The organism is Labrys sp. KB_33_2 (assembly GCF_052114505.1).
Lineage (GTDB): Bacteria > Pseudomonadota > Alphaproteobacteria > Rhizobiales > Labraceae > Labrys.
This window is the reverse complement of sequence record NZ_JBFREW010000011.1, coordinates 1-21,761: the sequence shown is the minus strand read 5'-3', so window position 1 is coordinate 21,761 and position 21,761 is coordinate 1. Positions and strand designations below refer to the sequence as shown.

The 21,761-nt window shown below is 63.8% G+C and carries 15 protein-coding genes and 1 pseudogene; 14 read left to right on the top strand and 2 right to left on the bottom strand.

The window, feature by feature from the left end:
- Nucleotides 1–116 precede the first annotated feature (116 nt).
- The 12 genes from AB4037_RS19630 (at nucleotide 117) to AB4037_RS19575 (ending at nucleotide 17,072) form a co-directional block, all read left to right on the top strand.
- Nucleotides 117–1,502, top strand: coding sequence for a tetratricopeptide repeat protein (locus AB4037_RS19630; protein ID WP_441772661.1), 1,386 nt, complete (start codon nucleotides 117–119; stop codon nucleotides 1,500–1,502).
- Nucleotides 1,503–1,623: 121 nt separating this feature from the next.
- Nucleotides 1,624–3,816 carry a glycosyltransferase gene (locus AB4037_RS19625; RefSeq protein ID WP_441772660.1) on the top strand — a complete coding sequence of 731 codons (2,193 nt, stop codon included), beginning with the start codon at nucleotides 1,624–1,626 and terminating at the stop codon, nucleotides 3,814–3,816.
- Nucleotides 3,813–5,909, top strand: a complete 2,097-nt coding sequence (locus tag AB4037_RS19620; RefSeq protein WP_441772659.1) for a glycosyltransferase — start codon at nucleotides 3,813–3,815, stop codon at nucleotides 5,907–5,909. The genes AB4037_RS19625 and AB4037_RS19620 overlap by 4 nt, the downstream gene beginning before the upstream one ends.
- A 27-nt stretch (nucleotides 5,910–5,936) precedes the next feature.
- Nucleotides 5,937–7,820: a tetratricopeptide repeat protein gene (locus AB4037_RS19615; protein WP_441772658.1), complete on the top strand. Its 1,884-nt coding sequence runs from the start codon at nucleotides 5,937–5,939 to the stop codon at nucleotides 7,818–7,820.
- A 150-nt stretch (nucleotides 7,821–7,970) separates the two neighbouring features.
- Complete coding sequence (locus tag AB4037_RS19610) at nucleotides 7,971–9,254, top strand: nucleotide sugar dehydrogenase (protein WP_434955212.1); 1,284 nt, start codon at nucleotides 7,971–7,973, stop codon at nucleotides 9,252–9,254.
- A 212-nt stretch (nucleotides 9,255–9,466) separates the two neighbouring features.
- Nucleotides 9,467–10,723 (top strand): hypothetical protein, encoded by a 1,257-nt coding sequence (locus AB4037_RS19605; protein ID WP_441772657.1) that lies wholly within the window; start codon nucleotides 9,467–9,469, stop codon nucleotides 10,721–10,723.
- A 5-nt stretch (nucleotides 10,724–10,728) separates the two neighbouring features.
- Nucleotides 10,729–11,433 carry a hypothetical protein gene (locus AB4037_RS19600; RefSeq protein ID WP_434955210.1) on the top strand — a complete coding sequence of 235 codons (705 nt, stop codon included), beginning with the start codon at nucleotides 10,729–10,731 and terminating at the stop codon, nucleotides 11,431–11,433.
- The gene (locus AB4037_RS19595; RefSeq protein WP_434955209.1) at nucleotides 11,411–12,589 is read left to right on the top strand and encodes a hypothetical protein; all 1,179 of its coding nucleotides are present in this window, start codon (nucleotides 11,411–11,413) and stop codon (nucleotides 12,587–12,589) included. Before AB4037_RS19600 ends, AB4037_RS19595 begins: the two co-directional genes overlap by 23 nt.
- 80 nt (nucleotides 12,590–12,669) lie before the next feature.
- The gene (locus AB4037_RS19590; protein ID WP_441772656.1) at nucleotides 12,670–13,509 is read left to right on the top strand and encodes a hypothetical protein; all 840 of its coding nucleotides are present in this window, start codon (nucleotides 12,670–12,672) and stop codon (nucleotides 13,507–13,509) included.
- Nucleotides 13,510–13,656: 147 nt separating this feature from the next.
- Nucleotides 13,657–14,658, top strand: coding sequence for an NAD-dependent epimerase/dehydratase family protein (locus AB4037_RS19585; RefSeq protein WP_434955207.1), 1,002 nt, complete (start codon nucleotides 13,657–13,659; stop codon nucleotides 14,656–14,658).
- Between the two features lie 116 nt (nucleotides 14,659–14,774).
- A complete protein-coding gene (locus tag AB4037_RS19580; protein WP_441772655.1) occupies nucleotides 14,775–15,809 on the top strand; it encodes a hypothetical protein in 1,035 nt (344 codons plus the stop codon).
- Nucleotides 15,810–15,896: 87 nt separating this feature from the next.
- Nucleotides 15,897–17,072, top strand: a complete 1,176-nt coding sequence (locus AB4037_RS19575) for an endo alpha-1,4 polygalactosaminidase (RefSeq protein ID WP_441772654.1) — start codon at nucleotides 15,897–15,899, stop codon at nucleotides 17,070–17,072.
- 202 nt (nucleotides 17,073–17,274) lie between these two features.
- Here the strand turns inward: AB4037_RS19575 and glmU are convergent, their stop codons facing one another.
- Entirely contained in the window at nucleotides 17,275–18,630 is a 1,356-nt protein-coding gene (glmU, locus tag AB4037_RS19570) for a bifunctional UDP-N-acetylglucosamine diphosphorylase/glucosamine-1-phosphate N-acetyltransferase GlmU (RefSeq protein ID WP_441772653.1), read from the bottom strand.
- Between the two features lie 322 nt (nucleotides 18,631–18,952).
- The gene (locus AB4037_RS19565) at nucleotides 18,953–19,375 is read right to left on the bottom strand and encodes a lysozyme inhibitor LprI family protein (protein WP_434955203.1); all 423 of its coding nucleotides are present in this window, start codon (nucleotides 19,373–19,375) and stop codon (nucleotides 18,953–18,955) included.
- A gap of 261 nt (nucleotides 19,376–19,636) precedes the next feature.
- Here AB4037_RS19565 and gcl point away from each other — a divergent pair, with 261 nt between their 5' ends.
- Nucleotides 19,637–21,406, top strand: coding sequence for a glyoxylate carboligase (gene gcl / locus AB4037_RS19560; protein ID WP_441772652.1), 1,770 nt, complete (start codon nucleotides 19,637–19,639; stop codon nucleotides 21,404–21,406).
- 207 nt (nucleotides 21,407–21,613) lie between these two features.
- Nucleotides 21,614–21,761, top strand: a pseudogene (locus tag AB4037_RS19555) (hydroxypyruvate isomerase); the annotation flags it as partial.

Below are 21,761 nucleotides of genomic sequence, written 5' to 3'. Positions count from 1 at the left end.
AATACACATTTATTCCTACAGAACGCTTCTGATCATCTCCGAGTGATCAGATCAATTGATCACATGTGGTGATCGCCGAGTGCCTGCCCAGGCAAATATGACGAGTGAGATAGAAGATGGATATTGCGAACGACGCCCTCTCGAACGCCTCCTTCGGCCATAGCGTCATTCCCGGCCCCGCAAGCTGGACCCAGCCAAAGCGGCGTATGTCGCCTTCGGCACCGGAATTGCGCAGCCATCTCGAAACCATGCGCGATGCCTGGCAGGCCTCGAACTGGGACGCGGTGATCGCGGAAGCCGACAAACTACTGGCGATTTCGCCCAGCCACGCCAATGCGCTGAAGATGCGTCTGAGAGCGGCCATGAATACCGGCGTGCTCGACAAGGTCGCGCAATCAGCCGTCGCTGCAGCCGAAGCGCATCCCTCGACCGCATTCCTGGCCGCCAAGAAGCTCCTGAGCGGCCAGCAGATTGAAGACGCAGCCAAGGTCCTGATCGCCATTCGCCATGCCGACGCCGGCACGATCGAAGGTTTCGAGGAGATCATCGCGCGGGTCGGCAGCAATCTCGCCAAGGCCGCCGTCGAGCTCGATCGGGCTGGCGACCAGGACGGCTATCGTCGCGTGCTTCGCCTCGGCAACGCGGTGGCGCCCGCCGATCCGATCCTGCGCAAGCGCATCATCGCCCTGCGCAACGACGTGGTGGACCAGGCCAAGCAGGCCGATCTCGAGCAGGATCCCGCCGGTTTCGCGGCCGCTTGGGAACAGGTCCTGAAGGTTGATCCCCGCCATCCTACGGCGACCAAGCGCCTGGCGACCGCCGCCGAGCGCACCGGCACCCCGGAACGAGCGCTGGAATTGTGGTCGCGCCTGCTCGATATCGATCCCACCGATCAGGTTGCCGCCAAGCGCCTCGCCCGGGCCGCCGGACAAGCAGAACTGGAATATACGGGTCTGGTGACCCTGTATCAGGCCGGCTTGGCTTCACCCGAGGTCGACTATGTCGGCCGCCTGATCCAGCGTGTCCGCCGTGCCAGCAAGCTTGCCCTGCGCGGTGGCGAGGCCCGCCAGGCAGCGCTTCACCTGGCGCTGCTGGCCAAGGTTGGCCAGGATGACGACGAACTGCAACTGCTCCGCCGCAAGGTCGCCGCCATCCTCTCCAAGGAGTTGAGCGCCCATCGCCGCGAGAAGCGGCCTGCCGAGGCTGCCGAGATTGCTTATCTCCTGCTCCAGATCGATCCGGAGAACGTGCCGGCTCTGACAGCGGTGGCTCATCATCTCTACCAGACGCACGCTTTCACCGACTCGGCCGACTACTACCAGCGCGTCCTCGAGCTCAAGCCTGACTCAGCCACCCATTGGCTGCATCTGGCTCGCGCGAGCCATCGGGCCGGTGATCTTGCCACGGCCTCATCCGCGGTCGCCCGCAGCCGCGAACTCGCCCCGGACAACAGCGCCAGCAAGAACCTGGAAGGCTTGCTGAACCTGAAGCTGGCGAGCTGAGCCCAAAACGTCTTGCGATCCGGTGTCCGCACCAGGCTTCGCATGACGCATCCGCACGAAAAGTTGGAGCAAAGGCGCGTTCTGCCTGAACGCGCCTTGTTCCGAGGAGCCGGAGATCAAGGTGAGCAGAGTGACCGAAGCGCCCAGGCTGCATCGTAATGGTGATGGAACGGCGGAGCATGTGAGTCCCAGGACGACGCCCTTCGACGACCGTCAGCTCGAAGGGGCGGCGATTACCATGGACGGCGGCTTGCACGATTCCAACTCCCCCGACCGCCGTAAAACCAGGCTTGCTGCCGTTTCCGCGCCGCCTGCTTCCTCCGGTACCGAGCTTCAGGCTGCGCTCGACCGCGAAGCGGCTGCGACACGGCGCATCAGGGAGCTCGAAGCCGAACTGGCCGAGCGCTCACTGGCCGAGGACAAGGTGGCGCTCACCACCCGCCTGCAGCAGCTGGAACGTGACCTCGACGTCTATCGCGAGGCCAAACGCAGTGCGGAACTCGCCGTGCTCGACACGCGCAGTGTCTGGAAGCATGCCGAGCAACGCATCACCAAGCTGCGCGAAGGCCATACCTACCGGCTTGGCCAGGTGATGATGACCGGATTTTCGAGCTGGCGTGACAGCATGCGCCTGCCGGCCCGCATCGCCGAATGGTATCGTGATTATCGCCATTCGCTCTCGCTGCCGGCCGATCTCATCCCGACCGGCGCGGCCCCCGAATATCTGCAACTGTCCGAGATCGCCCTCGCCAAGGCGCAGAAGGATGGCCTGGCAGCGGCCGAACGCTGGATCCAGGACCAGCGCCCGCGTGGCAGCGTGCTGTCGCGCGTGCTGCTCGATCTCGCCAAGCAAGCCCGCGCCGCCGATCCGGCCACCGCCGTCGCGCTCGCCAAGGCCGCTGCCGAAGCCGATCCGAACGAGGGACGGGTCAAGCTCCTGGCCTTCACGCTCATGGACACCGGCTCGATCGATGAGGCCAGCGCCATTCTCCAGGAAGCCCTGCGCGCCGGTGCGGCCCTCAATGCGACGGAAATCCGACGCTATGAGGAACTGATGGCGCTGGAGCGCTTCAAGGACCAAGGCATCCGTCTGCCCAAACAGGTCTCGCGCAAGGCACCAGGAGCACGCCTCAACGTGCTGCTCTATGTGCCGCAATCCCTGCCCTATCACTGGTCCTCCATCAGCATGCGTACGCATGCCCTGGCCCAGGAGTTGGCCAAGCATGACTGCTCGGTGCGGGTGGTGACCCAGCCCGGATATCCCGTGCGCAACACCGGGGCTTCCCGTAAATCCGGGCCTGACATGGTCGATGGCATCGCCTATCACCGTATGGCCCCGATCGAGACCGCACCGGCCATCATCGATCAATACGGCCGCGACGCCGGCGTCGCACTGGGGCGCACTGCCAGGACGCTCGAAGCCGATATCATTGTGGTGGCCACCGATCTGGAGGCGGCTTATCCGGCCGCCATCGCGGCGCGGATGTCGGGCGCCACTCTGGTGCTTGATTGCCAGCGTGTCGCGGCGGGTACCGACACCACGTCGGCGAACGACAAGGAAACGCTGCTTCGCCAGGCTGACGATGCTCTCATCGCGGAGGCGGGCCTCGTCCTCACCCGCTGGCCCGGCGCATCGGATGCCGTGGCCGCCCGAAAGGTGCCGCCGGTCAAGCTGCTGATGCTCGGAGAGAGCGTGCCCGCCTTCAAGGCGGATGAGAAGACCCCCGCCTGGCGCAGCGACCCCGCCCTCAGAAACCGGCTGGTCCTGGGCTATGTCGGAGATCCCTATGAGGACCTCGATCTGGAAGGTATCGGGGATGCTTTCGACAAGCTCGTCGCCAATGGCATTGATGTTGGACTGGCGGTTTTCGGTGTCGGTTCCCGCTTCCTCAAGCTGCATGAGCGCCTGAGCCATATGGGCCATGGCGAGCGCGTGCTCTTCCCCGGCCGTCCCAAGGTCGGCTCGATCGCCGAAGCCTACAAGACCATCGACATCTTCGTCACCCCGACGCTCGCAGGTTCGAGCCGAACCGAGCGGACCCGGTTCGAACTCGTCGACGCGCTCCTGCATGGCAAGACCATCGTTGCATCCGATGGGCCGGTGGCGCGCGCCATCCTGGGCAACGCAGCGGTCTGGATCGGTGAAGGCGAGAATGGTCTCGTCGAAACGCTCAACCAGCTCGCCGGCGACGCCTCGCAGCGTAGCGCGCAGCAGGAAAAGAGTGCCGGCCGCGCCGAGGAATGGCGCTCGCTGTCCTCCGCAGGGGCCCTGGTCGAACGGCTTCGCAAGGCGCGGGCGGTCTCATCGTCATGATGGCTTTCCGCACCCAGTCTGCTGTACAGCCGGTGGATGACGCCGGGGCGAGCGACGCCACGCCGGCGCCTCCCCTCGAGACCTCGGCCCGTGACATCGTCTCGGCCGCGGTAGCCAGCGGCCTGCGCGCAGGCAATGGCGCGCAACGCGTGACCACCGCCGAGGTCAACCAGGCCCGCGACATCTCCGGCGCGATGCGCCGGCTGCCCGAACTGTCCGAAGCTCTCGACAAGCTGCTTCCCTATGTGATCAAGCACCCACGCGAGGAGCGCTTTCAGGCACTGGTCGCCCGGGCCCTGGAACGCGTGCAGGATCCACGGGCCCTCCTGGTCTGGCGCGGCATCGACGAGCGTTTTCCGACCTCGCGCGAGGCCTTCTTTCGCGTGCTGCGCTGGACCATCCGCATCGACGGCGTCGATGCCGGCAGGACGCTCCATTCCGATCGCTTCGCCGAAGAACCGGAAGATCCCTCGCAGCTGCTGATCTACGGGCGCGGCCTGATCGAGCTGAAGGATTTCGATGGCGCCGAGGCGGCCTTCGGCCAGCTCGTCGAGATGGACTCGACGCCCGAATCGGTGCTGGTTGCGCTCGGACGTCTCTATGTCTCGTTGGGACAGCCAATGCGGGCCCGCGAGATCATCGAATTTGCGCGCGACAAGTTCGGTGAGACCAAGCACATCGCCCAGACGCAGGCACGGATCGAACAGGATCTGCGCAGTCTCAGCGAACTCGTGCCCGATCACGCCAACAGCGACGACCATCTGCCCAATCTGGTGATCGAACGCGTGTTCGAGATGGCTATCGCCCAGCGCGAGGCGAACACGACCTTCGAGCCGCGCCGCTTCGTCGGACCGGTCGTGCTGATCAATGGCAGCCTGGGATCGGGCGGTGCCGAACGCCAGTTCACCAACACGGCGCTCGGCCTGAATCGCGCCATCCATGCGGCGAGCCCTATTGCCGATGCCGACATCATGGGCCCCATCCATGTGGTCTGCAGCTCGCTGCATTCGCGTGCCGGCGCCGATTTCTTCGTGCCGCAATTTGTGGAAGCGGGCTTGCCGATCCACGAATATTCGCTGTTTGCCGAATATGGCGGACGTCCGCGCTATTCCCGCGTCAAGGACCTGATCGGCTTCCTCGATCACCTGCCGACGCAGATGCGGACAGGCGTGATCCGGCTCACCGACGCACTGAAATATATCAGCCCCGACATCGTGCATATCTGGCAGGACGGCTCGGTCCTCGCCACTGGGCTGGCCGCCCTGCTGGCGGGCGTGCCTCGCATCCTGCTCGGCGTGCGCACGCTGCCGCCCGAAGATCGCTTCGAACGCAACAAGCCGGAATATGAAGCGGTCTATCGCTCGCTGCTCTCGGCTCGGGGCGTTGCCATCGTGGCGAACTCGCAGGCCGCCGGCGAGCGCTACGAGGCCTGGCTCAAGCTACCGCGCGGATCGGTGCGCATCATCCCCAACGGGCTCGATCCCCTGAGCACGGCGACGGACGAGAAGACCTTGGCCCTGACCCAGAAGCTCGAGAGCTTCGACGTCAAGGCCGGCTTCACCATCGGTTCGGTCATGCGCTTCGACGACAACAAGCGCCCGCTGCTCTGGCTGGAAACCGCGGCGAGCCTGGCCGCACGCGTGCCCGATGCCCGCTTCATCCTGGTGGGTGATGGGCCCCTGCTCGGCAAGGCCACCTCCTATGCCGAGGAGCTGGGCATTGCCGATCGCGTGCTGTTCACCGGGCGCTCGCCTCGGGTCGGCCATTGGCTATCGCATATGGACGTGTTTCTGCTGCTGTCCCGGCACGAGGGCCTACCCAACGTGCTGATCGAAGCGCAGTTCAGCGGGGTTCCGGTCGTCACCACGCCGGCCGGAGGCGCCGCCGAGACGCTGGTGCCCAAGGTGAGCGGCACCGTCCTGCCCTCGATCGACAATCTGGAACCGGATGCCATCGCCAGCCAGGTGCTGGCCTGGCGCCGCGACCCGCAGGAGCGCGCGGAACTCGCCACCAATGTGGCGCAATGGTCCCGCGAGCGCTTTTCCATGCGCCGCATGCTGGAGCTGACCGTCGATGCTTATCTCGACCGCTAATTCGCGAGGCGACAGCGCATGAAGCGAATGACCGAACAAGACACCAAGGCCACGGATTCGAGGCAGGCGATCGACGAGGTCCTCGCTCTGGCCGGGGGCGGTCGGATGCAGGACGCCCTCGCCCTGCTGACATTGCCCGTGGCCGCCGTGCCGCGCAATCGCAACCAGGTCCGGCGCCTCGTCGTCGCGCCGGCCATGCGCGCCGGCGAACTCGACACGGCCCGCAACTTCCTGGAACGTCTGGTCGAGGCCAATCCCTCTTCCAGCGACGACCTCCTCACGCTCGGCAGCGTGATGATGCGCTCAGGCCAGCGCGATGCCGGCCAGGCGCATATCGAACGGGCCGGAGAACTCGACTCCGACAATCTTGCTATCGCGGCGGTAAGGCTGCAGGCCCTGGTCCAGGCGAACGATTTCGATGCCGCCCGCGACTTCGCACGCCGTTATGCCGAGCGCAGTCCGGAGCATGCGCGGCTGGCCCAGCTCTGCCTGATCGCCCTGACGCGGGCGGGTGAGCTCGATGCCAGTCTCGTCATCGTCGAGCGCTTGCAGGACCGGACCGACCTTACGGCGGATCTCGCCCTCGAAGTCGCCCAGGTCCTGCAACTGGCGGGGCGCCACCAACAGGCGCTGGCCATCGGCCGCAAGGCCCTTGAACAGGGCGGGGAATCCCCGAGGCTGCATCTTGTCGTCGCCAATGCGATGCTGTCGCTCGGCAGGAACGACGCTGAGATCCTCGAGCATCTGCGCCAGGCGCGCGACAAGGCCGCCAAGGACGTGCTGCTGCTGCGCACACTCGGCGAGACTTTGCTCAGGCTGCGGCAGAACGAGGAGGCGGTCGACGTCCTCCGGCAGGCCAGCGAGCTCGCACCGGATCTGCGCAATCTCAAGATGCTGCTGGCGCGTGCCCTGCGACTGGCCCGCCACTATGACGAGGCGGCCACGCTGCTGCGCAAGCTGGCTCAGGAAGACCCTCATTCGCCGGCCCTGCAGCGCTACACCATCTCGACGCTGCTGCAAGCGGGCCTGAAGGAAGAAGCCCAGGGGCAATATGCCGACCTTGTCGGCCGCAAGCGGGCCTATCTCAAGGACTCCTTCGCCGATACCCTGGCCCGTCTCGACGAGAACTTGGCCAGCGCGCCCATCCCCAAGGGCAGGCTCGATTTTGCCTGGTCGCTCGCAACCCGTCTTACCGGCGGCGAGCCCAATCATTGCAAGGCCTGGGATCGCAAGGCCTGGGACGATCGGGCGCGGTGGGGCTGCCTCGCCGACCTGCTGCTGCTCGACTGGCTCGAATGCGCGCCCGAGCGGACCGGCGAAGTGGCTGAAATCCTCGATGGCATCGACGCGGCCGTGGCCAGCATCCGCGAGGGGTTGGACAAGGGCAAGGGCGCCTTGCTGATCAGCCCGCATATGGGACCGATGTATGCCGGGCCCCTGGCGCTGCACATGGCGGACATTCCGATGAAATGGCTCGCCTCTGCCCCCAAGATCGCCTCCTTCCCGCATGTCGGCTCCCTGATTTCCACCAGTGAGCACTCCGAACTCGAGGTGACGCGCGAGGTGATGACCTCCCTGCGCCAGGGCAGTGCGGTTGTTATCGCCATCGACGGTGCCATGAGCCCTTCGGCTCCTCGGGTCGGCTGGGAAGGCCGGCAGGTGACCTATTCCCAGTTCGCCGCCGGGCTCGTCCACCGCCTCGGCGTTCCAAGCTTCATCACCATTCCCTATTGGCAGGAGCGCCGGGTGAAGTTCCACGTCGAGGCCATGCCCGCCAAGCAGGAGGGCCAGGAATTCCCGGCCTTCGCCGAAGCCTATCAGGGCGCGTTCTTCAGGGAAGTCGAGCGGCAGATCCTGCGCGGCCCCGAAAACCTTCGGCTCAGCGGCGGCATCTGGCGAGGCATCCGCTGATGGTCCCGATCCATACATTTTCGCCTTTTTCGAAAACCTGTCCGCCTCCCGCAGGAGGACGGTGACGTACGGACGATCCGCCGGCTTCGGCGATCGACCCACTCAACCGCCCTTAGGGCGTCGCAATGACAAACCGCAAGGAGTTATGTCTTGAGTCAGAAACGCAAGATCGCAGTCATCGGGCTGGGTTATGTCGGCCTGCCGGTCGCGGTAGCCTTTGCCAAGCATGGCTATGAGACGATCGGCTTCGACATCGATCAGGCCCGCGTCAAGGAACTGCAGTCCGGCGAGGATCGGACGCGTGAGATCTCCAGCGAAGAGCTGAAGGCAACGCCGCCGATCTTCTCCTGGAACCCGGCCGACCTCAACAAGGCCGATTTCTTCATCGTTACCGTGCCGACCCCGGTCGACAGCGCCAACCAGCCCGATCTGGGCGCTCTGCGCGCAGCATCGCGCACCGTCGGCGGCGCCCTCAAGCGCGGCGACATCGTTGTCTATGAATCCACCGTCTATCCCGGCGCGACCGAGGAAGAATGCGTACCCGTGCTGGAAAAGGCCTCCGGCCTCACCAGCGGTGTCGACTTCACCGTCGGCTATTCCCCCGAGCGCATCAATCCGGGCGACAAGGAGCACACCTTCACCAAGATCAAGAAGGTGGTGTCCGGCCAGGACGAGGAGACCCGCGGCATCGTCGCCGACGTCTATGGCTCCGTCATCACCGCCGGCGTGCATGTCGCTCCCACCATCAAGGTTGCCGAAGCCGCCAAAGTGATCGAGAACGCCCAGCGCGACATCAACATCGCCTTCATGAACGAGCTCTCGCACATCTTCCAGCTCCTCGATGTCGATACCAGCGACGTGCTCGAAGCGGCCTCCACCAAATGGAACTTCCTGCCCTTCAAGCCGGGTCTGGTCGGCGGCCATTGCATCGGCGTCGACCCCTACTACCTGACCTATCGTTCGGAGAAGGCCGGCTACCATCCCCAGGTCATCCTGTCGGGCCGGCGCATCAACGACTCCGTCGGCGAGCGCATCGCCCGCGAATGCGTGCGCCTGCTGCTGCAGGAGGGCCGCAAGGTCGAGAACGTGTTGCAGCTCGGTCTGACCTTCAAGGAAGACGTGCCGGATCTGCGCAACTCCAAGGCGGCAAGCATCCTCAAGGAGCTCAACCGTTTCGGCATCCAGACCGCGGTGCACGATCCCTGGGCCTCCAACGAGGAGGCGCTGCACGAATATGGCGTCGAGCTTTCCGAGCTGGACGACGTCGAACCAGCGGATGCCATCATCCTGGCCGTTCCCCACAAGGAATATGCCACCAAGGGCTGGCCACTGATCAAGTCGCGCCTGCGCAACGGCACGGGCGTGGTCATGGACGTCAAGGGTGTGCTCGATCGCGCGACCGCGCCGGAGGGTGTCACAGTCTGGCGGCTGTGACCTCGCGCCCTTGAACGCCCAACAGACCATAGGCGCTTCGGCGCTTCGCCTGTCCCCCGCTTGGGGGACGGGCACAGGCCTTTGCCTCTCCCTGCGCCGATCCGGCGCGGGGTCGAGGCGTTGTGCCCCTGTCGATGCCGTGACGAGGAGTGCGCAGCTCCTTCGCGGTTCCTGCCGTCACCGGCCCATGGCAGACAGAAGGATCATGGCCGATGACCTCCGCTAACGTTCTTCAACAGGATTGGGACGGATATCTCACCCTCCTGCGCCATGCGCTACGCGATCTGCCTGACAACAACATCAAGACGCGGCGGGCCGTCTACAATCATGCCGAAAAGACCCAAAAGCAGATCTTTGACGAAGACGACGGCGGGACCGATGCCGAAGATCACGACTATCACCATCGTCTGCTGAGGACGACGATCCGGATTCTCGAAAACGACATCCGGGCCGATATCGACGTCTTCGACGATGGCTATGCACCGTCGGATCTGCGCGAAGCCGCCATCAAGCTGGCCGAAGCGCGCGATCTCAGGCGCTCCCGTAAGCGCGACGCCGCCGCCCGGGAGGCACGCCTGGTCGAGGGCGGCGTCCAGGAGGATTATCTCAGCCGCGCCAGCCGCCAGGATCTGGAGCTGATCGCCCATCTCAGCAACGGGTTGTTTCTCGCCGATCCTGCCCGCGGGAAGAACGGCCGTGGCACGCGGGTCGCCGGCGCGATCGGCGTGATCCGCGCCATTCTGATCGTCCAGTTCCAGCTCATCGCCTCCGAAAGCCGCTTCGGCATCCTCTGGATGCTGATTCAGCCCGCCGTATTGCTGACGCTGATCTCGCTGGTCTACTTCATTCTTCAGACGCAGTTCATCATGAACATGGACGTCCCGACCTTCGCTTTGGTCGGAAGCACGACCTGGATCATGGTCCGCCAGGTGATCTTCCGGGTGAGCACCGCCGTCGCGCACAACCGCGTCTTCATCAATCTGCCGCCTGTCCGGCCGATCCATCAGGCGCTCGCCTATGCGGTCCAATATCTGATCATTTATGCCGTCGTCTTCATGATCCTGCTGTCCTGCGGAAGACTAGTCAACATGATCACCCTGCCGGCCAACGTGCCCCTGGTGATCAGCTATGTCGTGAATATGTGGCTCTACGGGCTGGCGATCGGTCTCATCTTCGGCGCCATTGCCGTGCATTGGCCATTCTTCCTGCGCCTGGCTTCGGTGCTCGAACGCGCCTTGCAGCTGTTCTCGTCGGTCTTCTTCGTGACCGAGCAACTGCCCGAGGAATATCGCGGCTATGTGCTGTGGTCACCGACCTCTCATGGCATGCAGCTTCTGCGGGCGGCCTATTTTCCAGGCTATGCCTCCTCGGACGCCAACCCGACCTATTTCTTTCTGTGTCTGATTGCCGTGTTGGGCATCGGCCTCCTGGCCGAAAAGCACGCGCGGCCTCGTATCCAACCCGTGTGAGGACCATGATTGCGCTCGAACATGTTGTGGATACACCGCTGGTGGGGGGCTCGCCCTACCCGGTGGCACTCGACATCACCATGACGCTGCCGACAGCACGCTATGCCGTCGTCTCGCCGGATCCGATCGCGCGCAAGCCCGCCATCGACCTGCTCGCCGGCCTGCGCCCTCCCAGCAGCGGCCATGTTGTCCGCGGTGGCAGTTGCTCCTGGCCCATCGGCCGCGCGGGTTTTGTTCGCGGTAAATTGAGCGGGAGACAAATTGTAGCCTTAATCTCCCGTTTGTATCATCTTGACTATAGATTCTGTATATACCTCGTCGAGTCGATGTTGACTCTGCCGGAATATCTCGACGAGTTCGTAGAGCATTGGCCGGCCACAGCGCGTCAGGAATTCGGGTATATTTTGCCGCTCCTGCCGACATTTGAAATTTACGTCGTCGACGGCACATTCCCCTATCGGAAAGATCGCTTCACCTTGTTGTGGAGAGCCCTTTTCGAGCAGCGCATTGCCGGTCGGATGCTCCTCCTGTCGACCGTCCGAAAAACCGAAGTCGACGAGTTCTGTGACACCGCCCTCATCCTCAATCAGGGTCTGATCGAAATAGAGAGCCAACTTGACGAAGTCATCCGCAAATTCCCTCTCCGTCCCGACATCAACGACACTGGACGAGGTCAACCCGAGCCCCTTGTCGACGATCAATTCGCTTAAAAGCGAGATCGCTCCGGAGGAGAGTGCGGCATTTCTGCGCTACCAGCACAAGGTGCGGCGGCGGCGGCGGCGTTTTTCCTTGATCGCACTGACGCTGGCTTTGCTACCGTTGGCGCTGACGGCGCTCTATGTCTTCGTTCTCGCCACGCCTCTTTATACTGCGGAGTCGCGGTTTGCGATCCGGGGCGGCGATGTCCAGCCACAGGCCGGCGTCGGCGGCCTGCTCACCCCCGGCTCGTCCGGCATGGGTGTCACCGGCTTCGTCGATGGCTACGCGGTTCGCGATTTCCTGCAGTCTCGCGAAGCAATGGACGGGCTCGCCAAGAAGATCGACCTGACCAAGATGCTCACCGAGCATCCGGCCGACCCACTGGTGCGCCTGCCAGACGATCCGACGCCCGACGATCTCTACCGAGCCTATAAATCGCTGATCACCGTGCGCTACAACATGATCGAGCAGATCGTCGTCCTGCAGGTCGAGGCCTTCACCCCGGAAGATTCCGTCAAGATCTCCAATGCGCTAATCGATCTTTCCGACACCTTCGCCAACAACATGAACCAGCGCGCCCTCAACGATGCCCTCAAGGTCGCCCAGGAGGAGGTCTCGCGCAGCGAACAGCGCGCAGCCGATGCCCGCCTGGGGGTGGCAAACTGGCGCAACCGCAACGCCAATGTCGATCCGACAGGCGATCTGACCGTGCTGACCAATTTGATCGGGCAGCTCGAAGCCCAGCTGGCCGCAGCCCAGACCGATCTCGGTCAGCTCAAGGTAACGCAGGGCGACAATCCGCGACGCAAGAGCGTGGAGACGCGGATCGTCACCCTCCGCAAGGAGATCGACGATACCCGCCAGCGGCTGGGTGGCGGCAGCGAGACGGTGGCCAAGCAGCTTTCCACCTATGAAAGCCTGAAGATCGCGCAGGACTTCGCCGACACCAATCTGGCCTCGGCCCGCCAGTCCCTCGACCAGGCGCGCGTGGCAATCCTGCGCCAGCAGCGCTATGTCTCGCCGATCGCCCAGCCCAAGGCCGATTATACGCCGACCTACCCGCAGAAGCTGACCGCTCTCGGCTCCTCCCTGCTGGTGGGCCTGGCGCTGGTCTTTCTCACTTCGGTGGCCGGCGGCCTGATCCGAAACGCGATCTCAGGCCGATGAGGTTTGGCGATGAAATTTGGCTTTGGCCGTTCAACTCTCCAACTCTCCCGCTATCCCATTCATGCAAGGAGTGACGCGCGATGAAGGTATTCGTTCTGGGGTCCTGCCGTCTGCACAGGCCGATGGAAGAGATCGCGGCCACGGGCCGTTGCAGCCACTATGACGGCGGTTCACGCGCCTATCTGCATTCGGTCGGCGAAGCCGTCCAGCGCCTGCGCTGGATGCGCGGCGAATGCGTCATCCCCGACGGTATGGCGCCCTATGTCTTCTCGACGGAGCGGGTGCCCAGGCTTTCTGCCAATGCCCAGAAGGAACAGGCCAAGGCCGATTTCCTCCTCGTGGAGGTCGCTTCCGAGAAGGAGCTGATCTGCGACGGCATCTATCTCCAGCTCAACTATCTTCACCGCCATTTGCTCAGTCCCCTGGGCGAAGGGGGCAAAGTGTGGTGGAAGGAAATGCTGCAGAAACGCAGCATCTCGGCCGAGACTGCCAAGAAAGTCATCGCTTCCGAGCAGTTCGCCGAGGCCGGCTTCGGCGAGGCAGACGCCCGGATCCTGCGCGATGCCCATTGCGAACTTGCCGACGAAGATGCGTTGCGCCAGGGCTTGATCGAGCTCAAGCAGCTCTGGGGCAAGCCGATGGCCGCGGTGTCGCATGTCGGCCTGCCGCTCCAGGACGGACGCGTCCTGCAGAGCCGCGAGGCCTTCATCACCCGGGTGAGGAAGGTCGGCACCGAACTCGGCATTCCCGTCTTCGAGCCGCGCGGCGTGATCGAGGCCGTCGGCCGCACGCGTGCCCTCGAACGCCAGGGCGCCGATCTCGACCATTACGATCCGGGCTTCGAACAAATGTATGGCTGGTATCTGCTCAACCGCGTGATCAAGCCGAATGTTTCTGCCATTCCCGACCTGGCGGCCTGACGGTCCGCCGCGTCGGCTTTATCCACCTCGGAGCAAAGCGCGTTTTGGTGCGACCGCCGCTCTGCTCCAGCTCTTTATTGTGACGCGTCTTTGCGATTCTCGGCGATACCGCCAAATCGCAAAACGCTATGAAAGGACTGACCCTTTATGCGCTTTCTGATTACCGGCACGGCTGGCTTCATCGGCTTCCACCTTGCCCGCCGCCTGTTGGCCGACGGCCACTTCGTGGCGGGCGTGGACGGCATGACGCCCTATTACGACGTCACGCTCAAGCAGGCCCGGCACGCCATGCTGGCCAAGACCAATGCGTTCCGCGAACACATCCTCATGCTGGAGGATTTCAGCGCGCTCGAAAAGGTCGTCGCCGACGAGAAGCCCGATGTCATCGTCCATCTCGCCGCCCAGGCCGGCGTACGCTACAGCCTCGAAAATCCACGCGCCTATGTCGACGCCAATCTGATCGGCACCTTTAACGTGATGGAACTGGCTCGGGCTCATTCCGTCGGCCATTTCCTGTTCGCCTCGACGAGTTCGGTCTACGGCGCCAACAAGGACATGCCCTTCAACGAGCGCGAGCGTACCGACCATCCGCTCACGCTCTATGCGGCGACCAAGAAGGCCACCGAGGACATGGCGCATTCCTATGCGCATCTGTGGAAGATCCCGACCACGGCCTTCCGCTTCTTCACGGTCTACGGCCCCTGGGGCCGGCCTGACATGGCCCTGTTCAAATTCGTCAAGGCGACGCTGGCCGGCGAGCCGATCGACGTCTACGGCCATGGCAAGATGCAGCGCGACTTCACCTATGTCGACGACCTGGTCGAATCCATCGCGCGCCTCACCCAGGTGCCACCCATCGAGGGCCAGCCCGTCAGCGACATCGATTCCCTGTCACCGGCCGGCCCCTATCGTGTCGTCAATATCGGCGGCGGCCAGCCCGTCGGCCTGCTCGACTATGTCGACGCCGTCGAAAAATGCCTGGGAATGCCGGTGAAGCGGAATTTCCTCGACATGCAGAAGGGTGACGTTCCCGCGACCTTCGCGGCTGCGGATCTCTTGGAGAAGCTGATCGACTACAAGCCCACGACGACGATCGATGTCGGCGTCAGGAACTTCGTCGAATGGTACCGCTCCTACTACCGGGTCTGAGCTGAGCTCCGACCTCGATTGCACGCCACCGGCCCGGCTCGCCGCAAAGGAATTCCGCGACGAGCCGGATGCCAGATCCACCTCCCCCGACCCGGGGCAAACGCCGAGTTGTCAAGATGACCCTAGCCTCTCCAGCGGAGTCACATACACGCGCCAGCGTGGCACTCTTCAAGCTTGAACGCTTCGCCGAAGCTGCCGAGGAAGCACGGACCGCTCTGGCGATCACGCCCGATGACAATATTGCCCTGCGCACCCTGGCGCGCAGCACTCTGAGCCTGGGCGATATCGAAGGCACCATCGCCGCCCTCACCAATCTCCTGCCGTCTTCGATCAACGAGGTCGTAGCCGGCATCCGCGGCCTGCTGCGCCATGGCGAGGTACAGGCGGCCGCGCGTGTCGCGACGGTGTCACCGGTCAGGATCCAGTCCTGCGATTCCGAGGTGCTGCCGCGCATCGTCACGCTGCTGCGCCAGCAGGCGTTGCGAAAGCAGAACCCGACTCAGGAGCGGGTGACGGCCTTCGAAATGGCGCTCTCCCTCGCCCCGGACAGCGTCGCCCTTCGCATCGATTTCCTGCGCCTGCTCGCCGCCGCTGGAGAAGCCGGCGAGTTCGCCCGCAATGCCGGGCTGGTTGCCGATGCCGCCGCCTTGGCCGATGCCTCGGCAACCCTCTCTCGCGATGTCGGCAACCGCGCCAGGCAAGCCTTCCGGGACCAGGCCTGGCAGGAAGCCCATGCATGGCTGCAGGCGGGCAGCCGGCTCGGCCTGGATGCAGCGGCCGGCGACCTCGCCGAGCGCATCAAGGCGCGCAGGCTGGCCGAAGCGCGCAAGGCGCTGGTCGCCAAGGAGCCGGACAGCCATAAGCACACGGCCGCCCTGCTCGAGGACTATCCGGAGGACGGTGCCGCCCGTAGCCTGCATGCGCGCGCCCTGATCGCCAACCGGCAATATGCGCAGGCCAAGACACTGCTTCAGGCTGTTTCCGCCCAAGGCGCTGCCACGGCCGACGACTATGTCCAGCTGGCGCGTGCCTGCCGAGCCAGCCAGGATATCGAAAACGCCATCGGCGCCTGCTTCGATGCCCTCGCTTTGCGCCACGAGGATCCCACCGCCCTGGTTCTCTTGGATCACCTCCTGCCGGGCCGGGAATAGGCGTCAGCCTCCAGCTCCGCTGGGGGCTGTCAACTTCTCGGCGAGGTCGGGACGCGGCGCATACGCACACAGATCAACGGAAGAGCCATGCTGCAAAAACATCTGAGTTTCGGCATTGCCGTCACCGTCTCCCTCGTTGCTGCGACCGCGGCCCTGGGGCAGCAAAGCGTGGCGCATCCGGAGACCGTGGACCGGATTCCGCGCGCCCAGATCTTCAACAATCACATGCAGTCACCCGGCAATCTGCCGAATGTCGGCTTCGTCTGGGGCTCCAAGACACCCCTGCGTTCGAACAAGGTTATCGACAGCTTTTACTATCCCAATCAGCGCGATCTCAACCGCGCCCACACGGCGGAATGGTACAAGGCCAATCATCCCAGCTGGATCACCTATCAGTGCGACCAGCAGACGCCCTCCTTCGGCTACACCTATTCCTGGGGTGCCTATGCGCCGCTGGACACCAGCAATCCCGAGGTGCGCCAATATCTCCTGAAGACCTATATCGAGCCGGCTTTGGCCAAGGGTTATCATTCCATCGCGTTCGACAATGTCGCCCTGCCCAACACGGACAAGCGTTGCGGTGTCTGGCGCGACGGCAAATGGGTGCAACTTTTCAGCGGGCAGTCGCGTGATCCGGCTCATACCGCCCAGAAGCTCGATTATATCGGCTGGCTCGCCAAGGAGATCCATCAACGCGGCGGCCTGATCGCATTGAATGCCAAGATCGACCCCAAGCAACCCGATGAGACCAAGGCCCTGATCAACCTTGCCGATATCTGGGTCGATGAAGGCGGCTTCAGCGACAGTTGCCGGCGCCGCATCACCGACGATGCCTGGCGCCTCAAGCGTGAGCTGATCCAGCAGCGCAAGGATCGGGCCTATGTCTCGATCAACTACACCTGCACGAACGCCCCCGCGCCCCCCGACAACGCCGAACTGTCCTGGATCGTCGCCAGCTTCCTGGTAAACCGCAACAATCGCAGTTATCTCGCCGTGCTGCCGCAGAAGGACACCGGGCGCTGGGTCGAATATCCCAATCTCGATCCGCCCGTCGGCCCTCCGGTCGGCGCCTCACAGCTTCAGGGCACGCTCGCCTGGCGCAACTACCAGCGCGGTTACGCCGCCGTGAACTTCTCGGACCGGGAATCGGCCACGATCCAGCCACCTGCGGGCAGCTGGCGCGACCTGTCCGGCCAGGCGGTCAGCGGCCCGATCGAACTCAAACCGCGATCTGGTGTCGTGCTGCTCCGGGCGGAGGGATGATTGCCATCTGAGATGGTTTCAAGGATGCATTGATGAAAATAGCCGGCTTTTAGCCGGCTATTTTCATTGTTTACCGAGGACGTTCTCGGACCGCGGACATCCTGTCCGCATTTTTGCATGCCAAGCCCGGCGTTCACGGCCGAAGCAGCGGACACCGCAACATGCTAGCATGTCGCGAGATGTCCGCGCTCCCGGCGTATCTTCATCCCTTGGACTTGGCTTCCTTCTCCGCCTTCTTCTTGGCACGATAGGCCTTGGCCCAGCCATCGATTCCAACCTGCCGGCCGCGGGCCACCGCCAGGGCATCGGCTGGCACGTCCCTGGTAATCACCGAGCCGGCGCCGATATTGGCGTTGTCTCCGATCGTCACCGGGGCCACGAGGGCGGAATTGGAACCGACGAACACGCCCGCGCCGATATCGGTGCGATGCTTGAGATAGCCGTCATAATTGCAGGTGATGGTGCCCGCGCCGATATTGGCTTCCGCACCCACCCGGGCATCGCCGATATAGCTGAGATGGCTGATCTTGGCGCCCTTTTCGACGCTGGCCGCCTTGACCTCGACGAAATTGCCGACCTTGACGTCCTCGGCGAGCTTGGCTCCGGGCCGCAGCCGCGCGAAGGGGCCGACTGAGGCGTCGCTGCCGACATGCGCACCTTCCAGATGGGAAAAGGCATGGATCACGGCGCCGCTTTCGATGGTCACGCCCGGGCCGAACCAGCAATTGGGTTCGATCACCACGTCGTTGCCGATGCGGGTGTCATGGGACAGGAAGACGGTCTCGGGCGCGATCATGGTCACGCCTTCGCGCATGGCGACGGTGCGCAGACGCGACTGCATGACGGCCTCCGCCGCTGCCAGCTGCAGGCGATCGTTTACCCCCTGCACTTCTTCCTCGGCAATCGGGCGGGCAACGGCCCGGAGTCCCTGCCGATGCGCGATCTCGGCTGCGTCGGTGAGGTAGTATTCGCCCTTGGCATTGTCATTGCCGATGGCTTCGAGCAAGGCAAGGCCGTGCTCGCCGCTGAGGGCCATCAGGCCGCCATTGCAGAAACCGACGGTCTTCTGTTCGGGCGTGGCGTCCTTTTCCTCGACGATGGCAGTGAGCACATCGCCCTCGATGATCAGGCGGCCATAGCCGGCGGGATCGGCGGCATGGAAACCGAGCACGGCCACGCTGGCGCCATCCGCCAAGGCCGCCTTCAGCGTCTCGATCGACTGCGGGCGCACCAGCGGCGTGTCAGCATAGAGGACGATGATATCCTTGCCGTCGGCCAGGGCCTCCTTCGCCGCCAGCACGGCGTGGCCGGTGCCCCTGCGCTCGACCTGGGTGAACACGGCACAGCCCGGCAGTTCCTTCTGCGCGAGCCTGGCGACGTCCTCCCGGCCGGGTCCGACGACGACGGCCGCGTCGGTGATACCGGCCTGCTTCACGCTCGCTAGGACATGGGCCAGCATGGAACGGCCGGCGATGGCGTGCAGCACCTTCGGCAGCGATGATTTCATGCGGGTGCCTTCACCTGCAGCGAGGATGACGGCTAGGGTCGGTCGGGACATGGCATGATCCGTATACGTTGCGATAAGTTTCCTGCGCTCCATAAGACGTTCGGCATCAGTTGATCGAACGACAGTTTCAGTGTCAGAGCGACAGCGTTACGTCATTGATGTCGACACTCCTGTCTCCTCATCATGACGTTTGTGTGATTCTTCGGTCGAATCCTGGGGCTTTATAAAGTTCCAGCCGCCAGTGATCAACGCAGGCCGCGCACATCCTCGGGGAGAGGATGAGACAATACGAACCTGCTCCGAGAGAGCGGCTGCAGGAAACCTATCGACGTGGATCATGTCAGAAATACAGGCGAAGGGATGGAGCGCGCGCTCAATTCGCCGCCGGCACCGAACAGCTCAAATCACCTTCCGAGCAGTTGAGATAGGTCTTGAAGGTCTTGATGCGATCCTTCGTCAAGCCGTCTCGGCACTGCGTCACCGCCAACGGATAGAGGGTGCCGCCGGTGACCCCGGCGCTCGAGAAATTGCATTCGGCGTCGCGAAAAGCGACCCAGGCTCTTTGCGCCGCCACCAGCAATTTCGTCTTGTCCGCATCGTCGTTCAGGCGTTTCTGGATCTGCTTGTAGAGCGTGTTGAGCTCGCCGTCGGACGCCTTCAACGATTTGCCGGCGCATTGGTTGAGTGCAGCCTCGTCTGGTGCATTGGCGCAGTCCCCGGCCGCAAGGGCCGGTCCTGCCGCGGAGAGGACTGCCAGTCCCATCAAAATGGTTCGTATCAGGCTGGGCAGCCGCATGTCATTCTCCTCGATAGGCATGGCGATCACGAAGGACGGGCAGCCTCTCACAATTTTCAGCTGCGGGCATCGGACTAATACGACGCCCCCATCAACCATCAACAGAAAGGGACTCTTCGCTCCGTCAGCCCAGCGGATTCGAGGGCGATTTGCGCCAATCGGCCGCGGCCAACGCAAAGGTCAGGTTGCATAAAGCGGTTGACACGCTCTCATTTGCTGGCATCTTGTATACCAGAAGACCACAAAGAGGGCGGAACATCCATGGCCAGAATGCGCGCAATCGACGCTGCCGTCAGGGTGCTGGAACGCGAGGGTGTGGTGTGCGCCTTTGGGGTGCCGGGCGCTGCGATCAACCCACTCTACTCGGCCATGAAGGCGCGCGGTTCGATCAACCATTACCTTGCCCGCCATGTCGAGGGCGCCTCCCACATGGCTGAGGGCTATACGCGCGCCAAGGCCGGCAATATCGGCGTGTGCATCGGCACCTCCGGCCCGGCCGGCACCGACATGATCACCGGCCTCTATTCAGCGGCGGCCGACTCCATTCCGATCCTGTGCATCACCGGCCAGGCCCCTCGCGCCCGCCTCTATAAGGAAGACTTCCAGGCCGTCGATATCGAGGCGATTGCCAAGCCCGTCACCAAATGGGCGGTCACCGTGCGCGAGCCGGCTCTGGTGCCGCGCGTGTTCCAGCAGGCCTTCCATCTGATGCGCTCGGGCCGCCCCGGCCCGGTGCTGATCGACCTGCCGCTCGACGTGCAGTTGGGCGAGATCGAGTTCGACGACGAGGTCTACGCTCCGCTGCCCGTCTACAAGCCGGAGGCGACGCGGCTTCAGGCCGAGAAGGCCATCGCGCTGCTGCAAGAAGCCGAGCGCCCGCTGATCGTGGCCGGCGGCGGCATCATCAATGCCGATGCCTGTGACAAGCTCGTCGCCTTTGCCGAGTTGACGGGCGTGCCTGTCATCCCGACCCTGATGGGGTGGGGTGCGATCCCCGACGACCATCCCTTGATGGCCGGCATGGTCGGTCTGCAGACCAGCCACCGCTATGGCAACGCCACGCTGCTCGCCTCCGACTTCGTCTTCGGCATCGGCAATCGCTGGGCCAACCGCCACACCGGCTCGGTGGAGATTTACACCAAGGGCCGTAAATTCGTGCATGTCGACATCGAGCCGACCCAGATCGGCCGGGTCTTCAATCCCGATCTCGGCATCGTCTCCGATGCCGGCGCCGCCCTCGACCTCTTCCTCGAGGTTGCCCGCGACCTCAAGGCGCAGGACCGGCTCAGGGACCGCTCCGAATGGGCCGCCGAATGTCGCGGGCGTAAAAGCAGCCTGCTCCGGCGCAGCCATTTCGACAATGTGCCGCTCAAGCCCCAGCGCGTCTATGAGGAGATGAACACCGCCTTCGGCCGAGACGTCTGCTACGTCTCCACCATCGGCCTGTCACAGATCGCCGGCGCCCAGTTCCTGCGTGTGCACCATCCGCGCCACTGGATCAATTGCGGCCAGGCTGGCCCGCTGGGCTGGACCATTCCCGCCGCCCTCGGCGTGCGCGCGGCCGATCCCAACCGGGAAATCGTGGCCTTGTCCGGCGACTATGACTTCCAGTTCCTGATCGAGGAACTGGCGGTCGGGGCCCAGTTCAAGCTGCCCTATATCCATGTCGTGGTGAACAACGCCTATCTCGGCCTGATCCGCCAGGCCCAGCGCGGCTTCGACATGGATTTTCAGGTCCAGCTTTCCTTCGAGAACATCAACGCGCCGGACCTCGAAAGCTATGGCGTCGATCATGTCGCCGTCGCCGAGGGGCTCGGTTGCAAGGCGATCCGGGTCCGCAGTCCCAACGAGTTCGGGCAGGCTTTTGAAAAGGCCCGCGAATGGATGCGCGACTATCAGGTGCCCGTCGTCGTCGAGTTCATCCTGGAGCGTGTCACCAACATCGCCATGGGCCCGGAGATCGACGCGGTGACCGAGTTCGAGGACATCCTCGACCTGCCCATCCGGTCGGAAGCCGTCGCGGCCGAATGAGGCTCTTTACCCTCCCCTGGAGGGGTCGACCATTCCTCTTGGAATGATCTGGGGTCGACGCGAAGCGTCGGGGTGGGGTGGGAAGTGCTGCCCTAACCAAAACCATTCCAGGGGGAGTTCGGCTCATTCATCAACGGCCGGGCTGCCACCCCACCCCGGCCCTACGGGCCGACCCTCCCCCTCCAGGGGAGGGTAGAAAGGACCCTCATGCCTAAATTTGCCGCCAATCTGACCATGCTGTTCAATGAAGTGCCGTTCATGGAGCGCTTCGCGGCAGCCGCCCGCAACGGCTTTGCGGGCGTGGAATATCTGTTCCCCTATCCCTTCCCGGCGTCCGATCTGGCTGCCGCCCTGA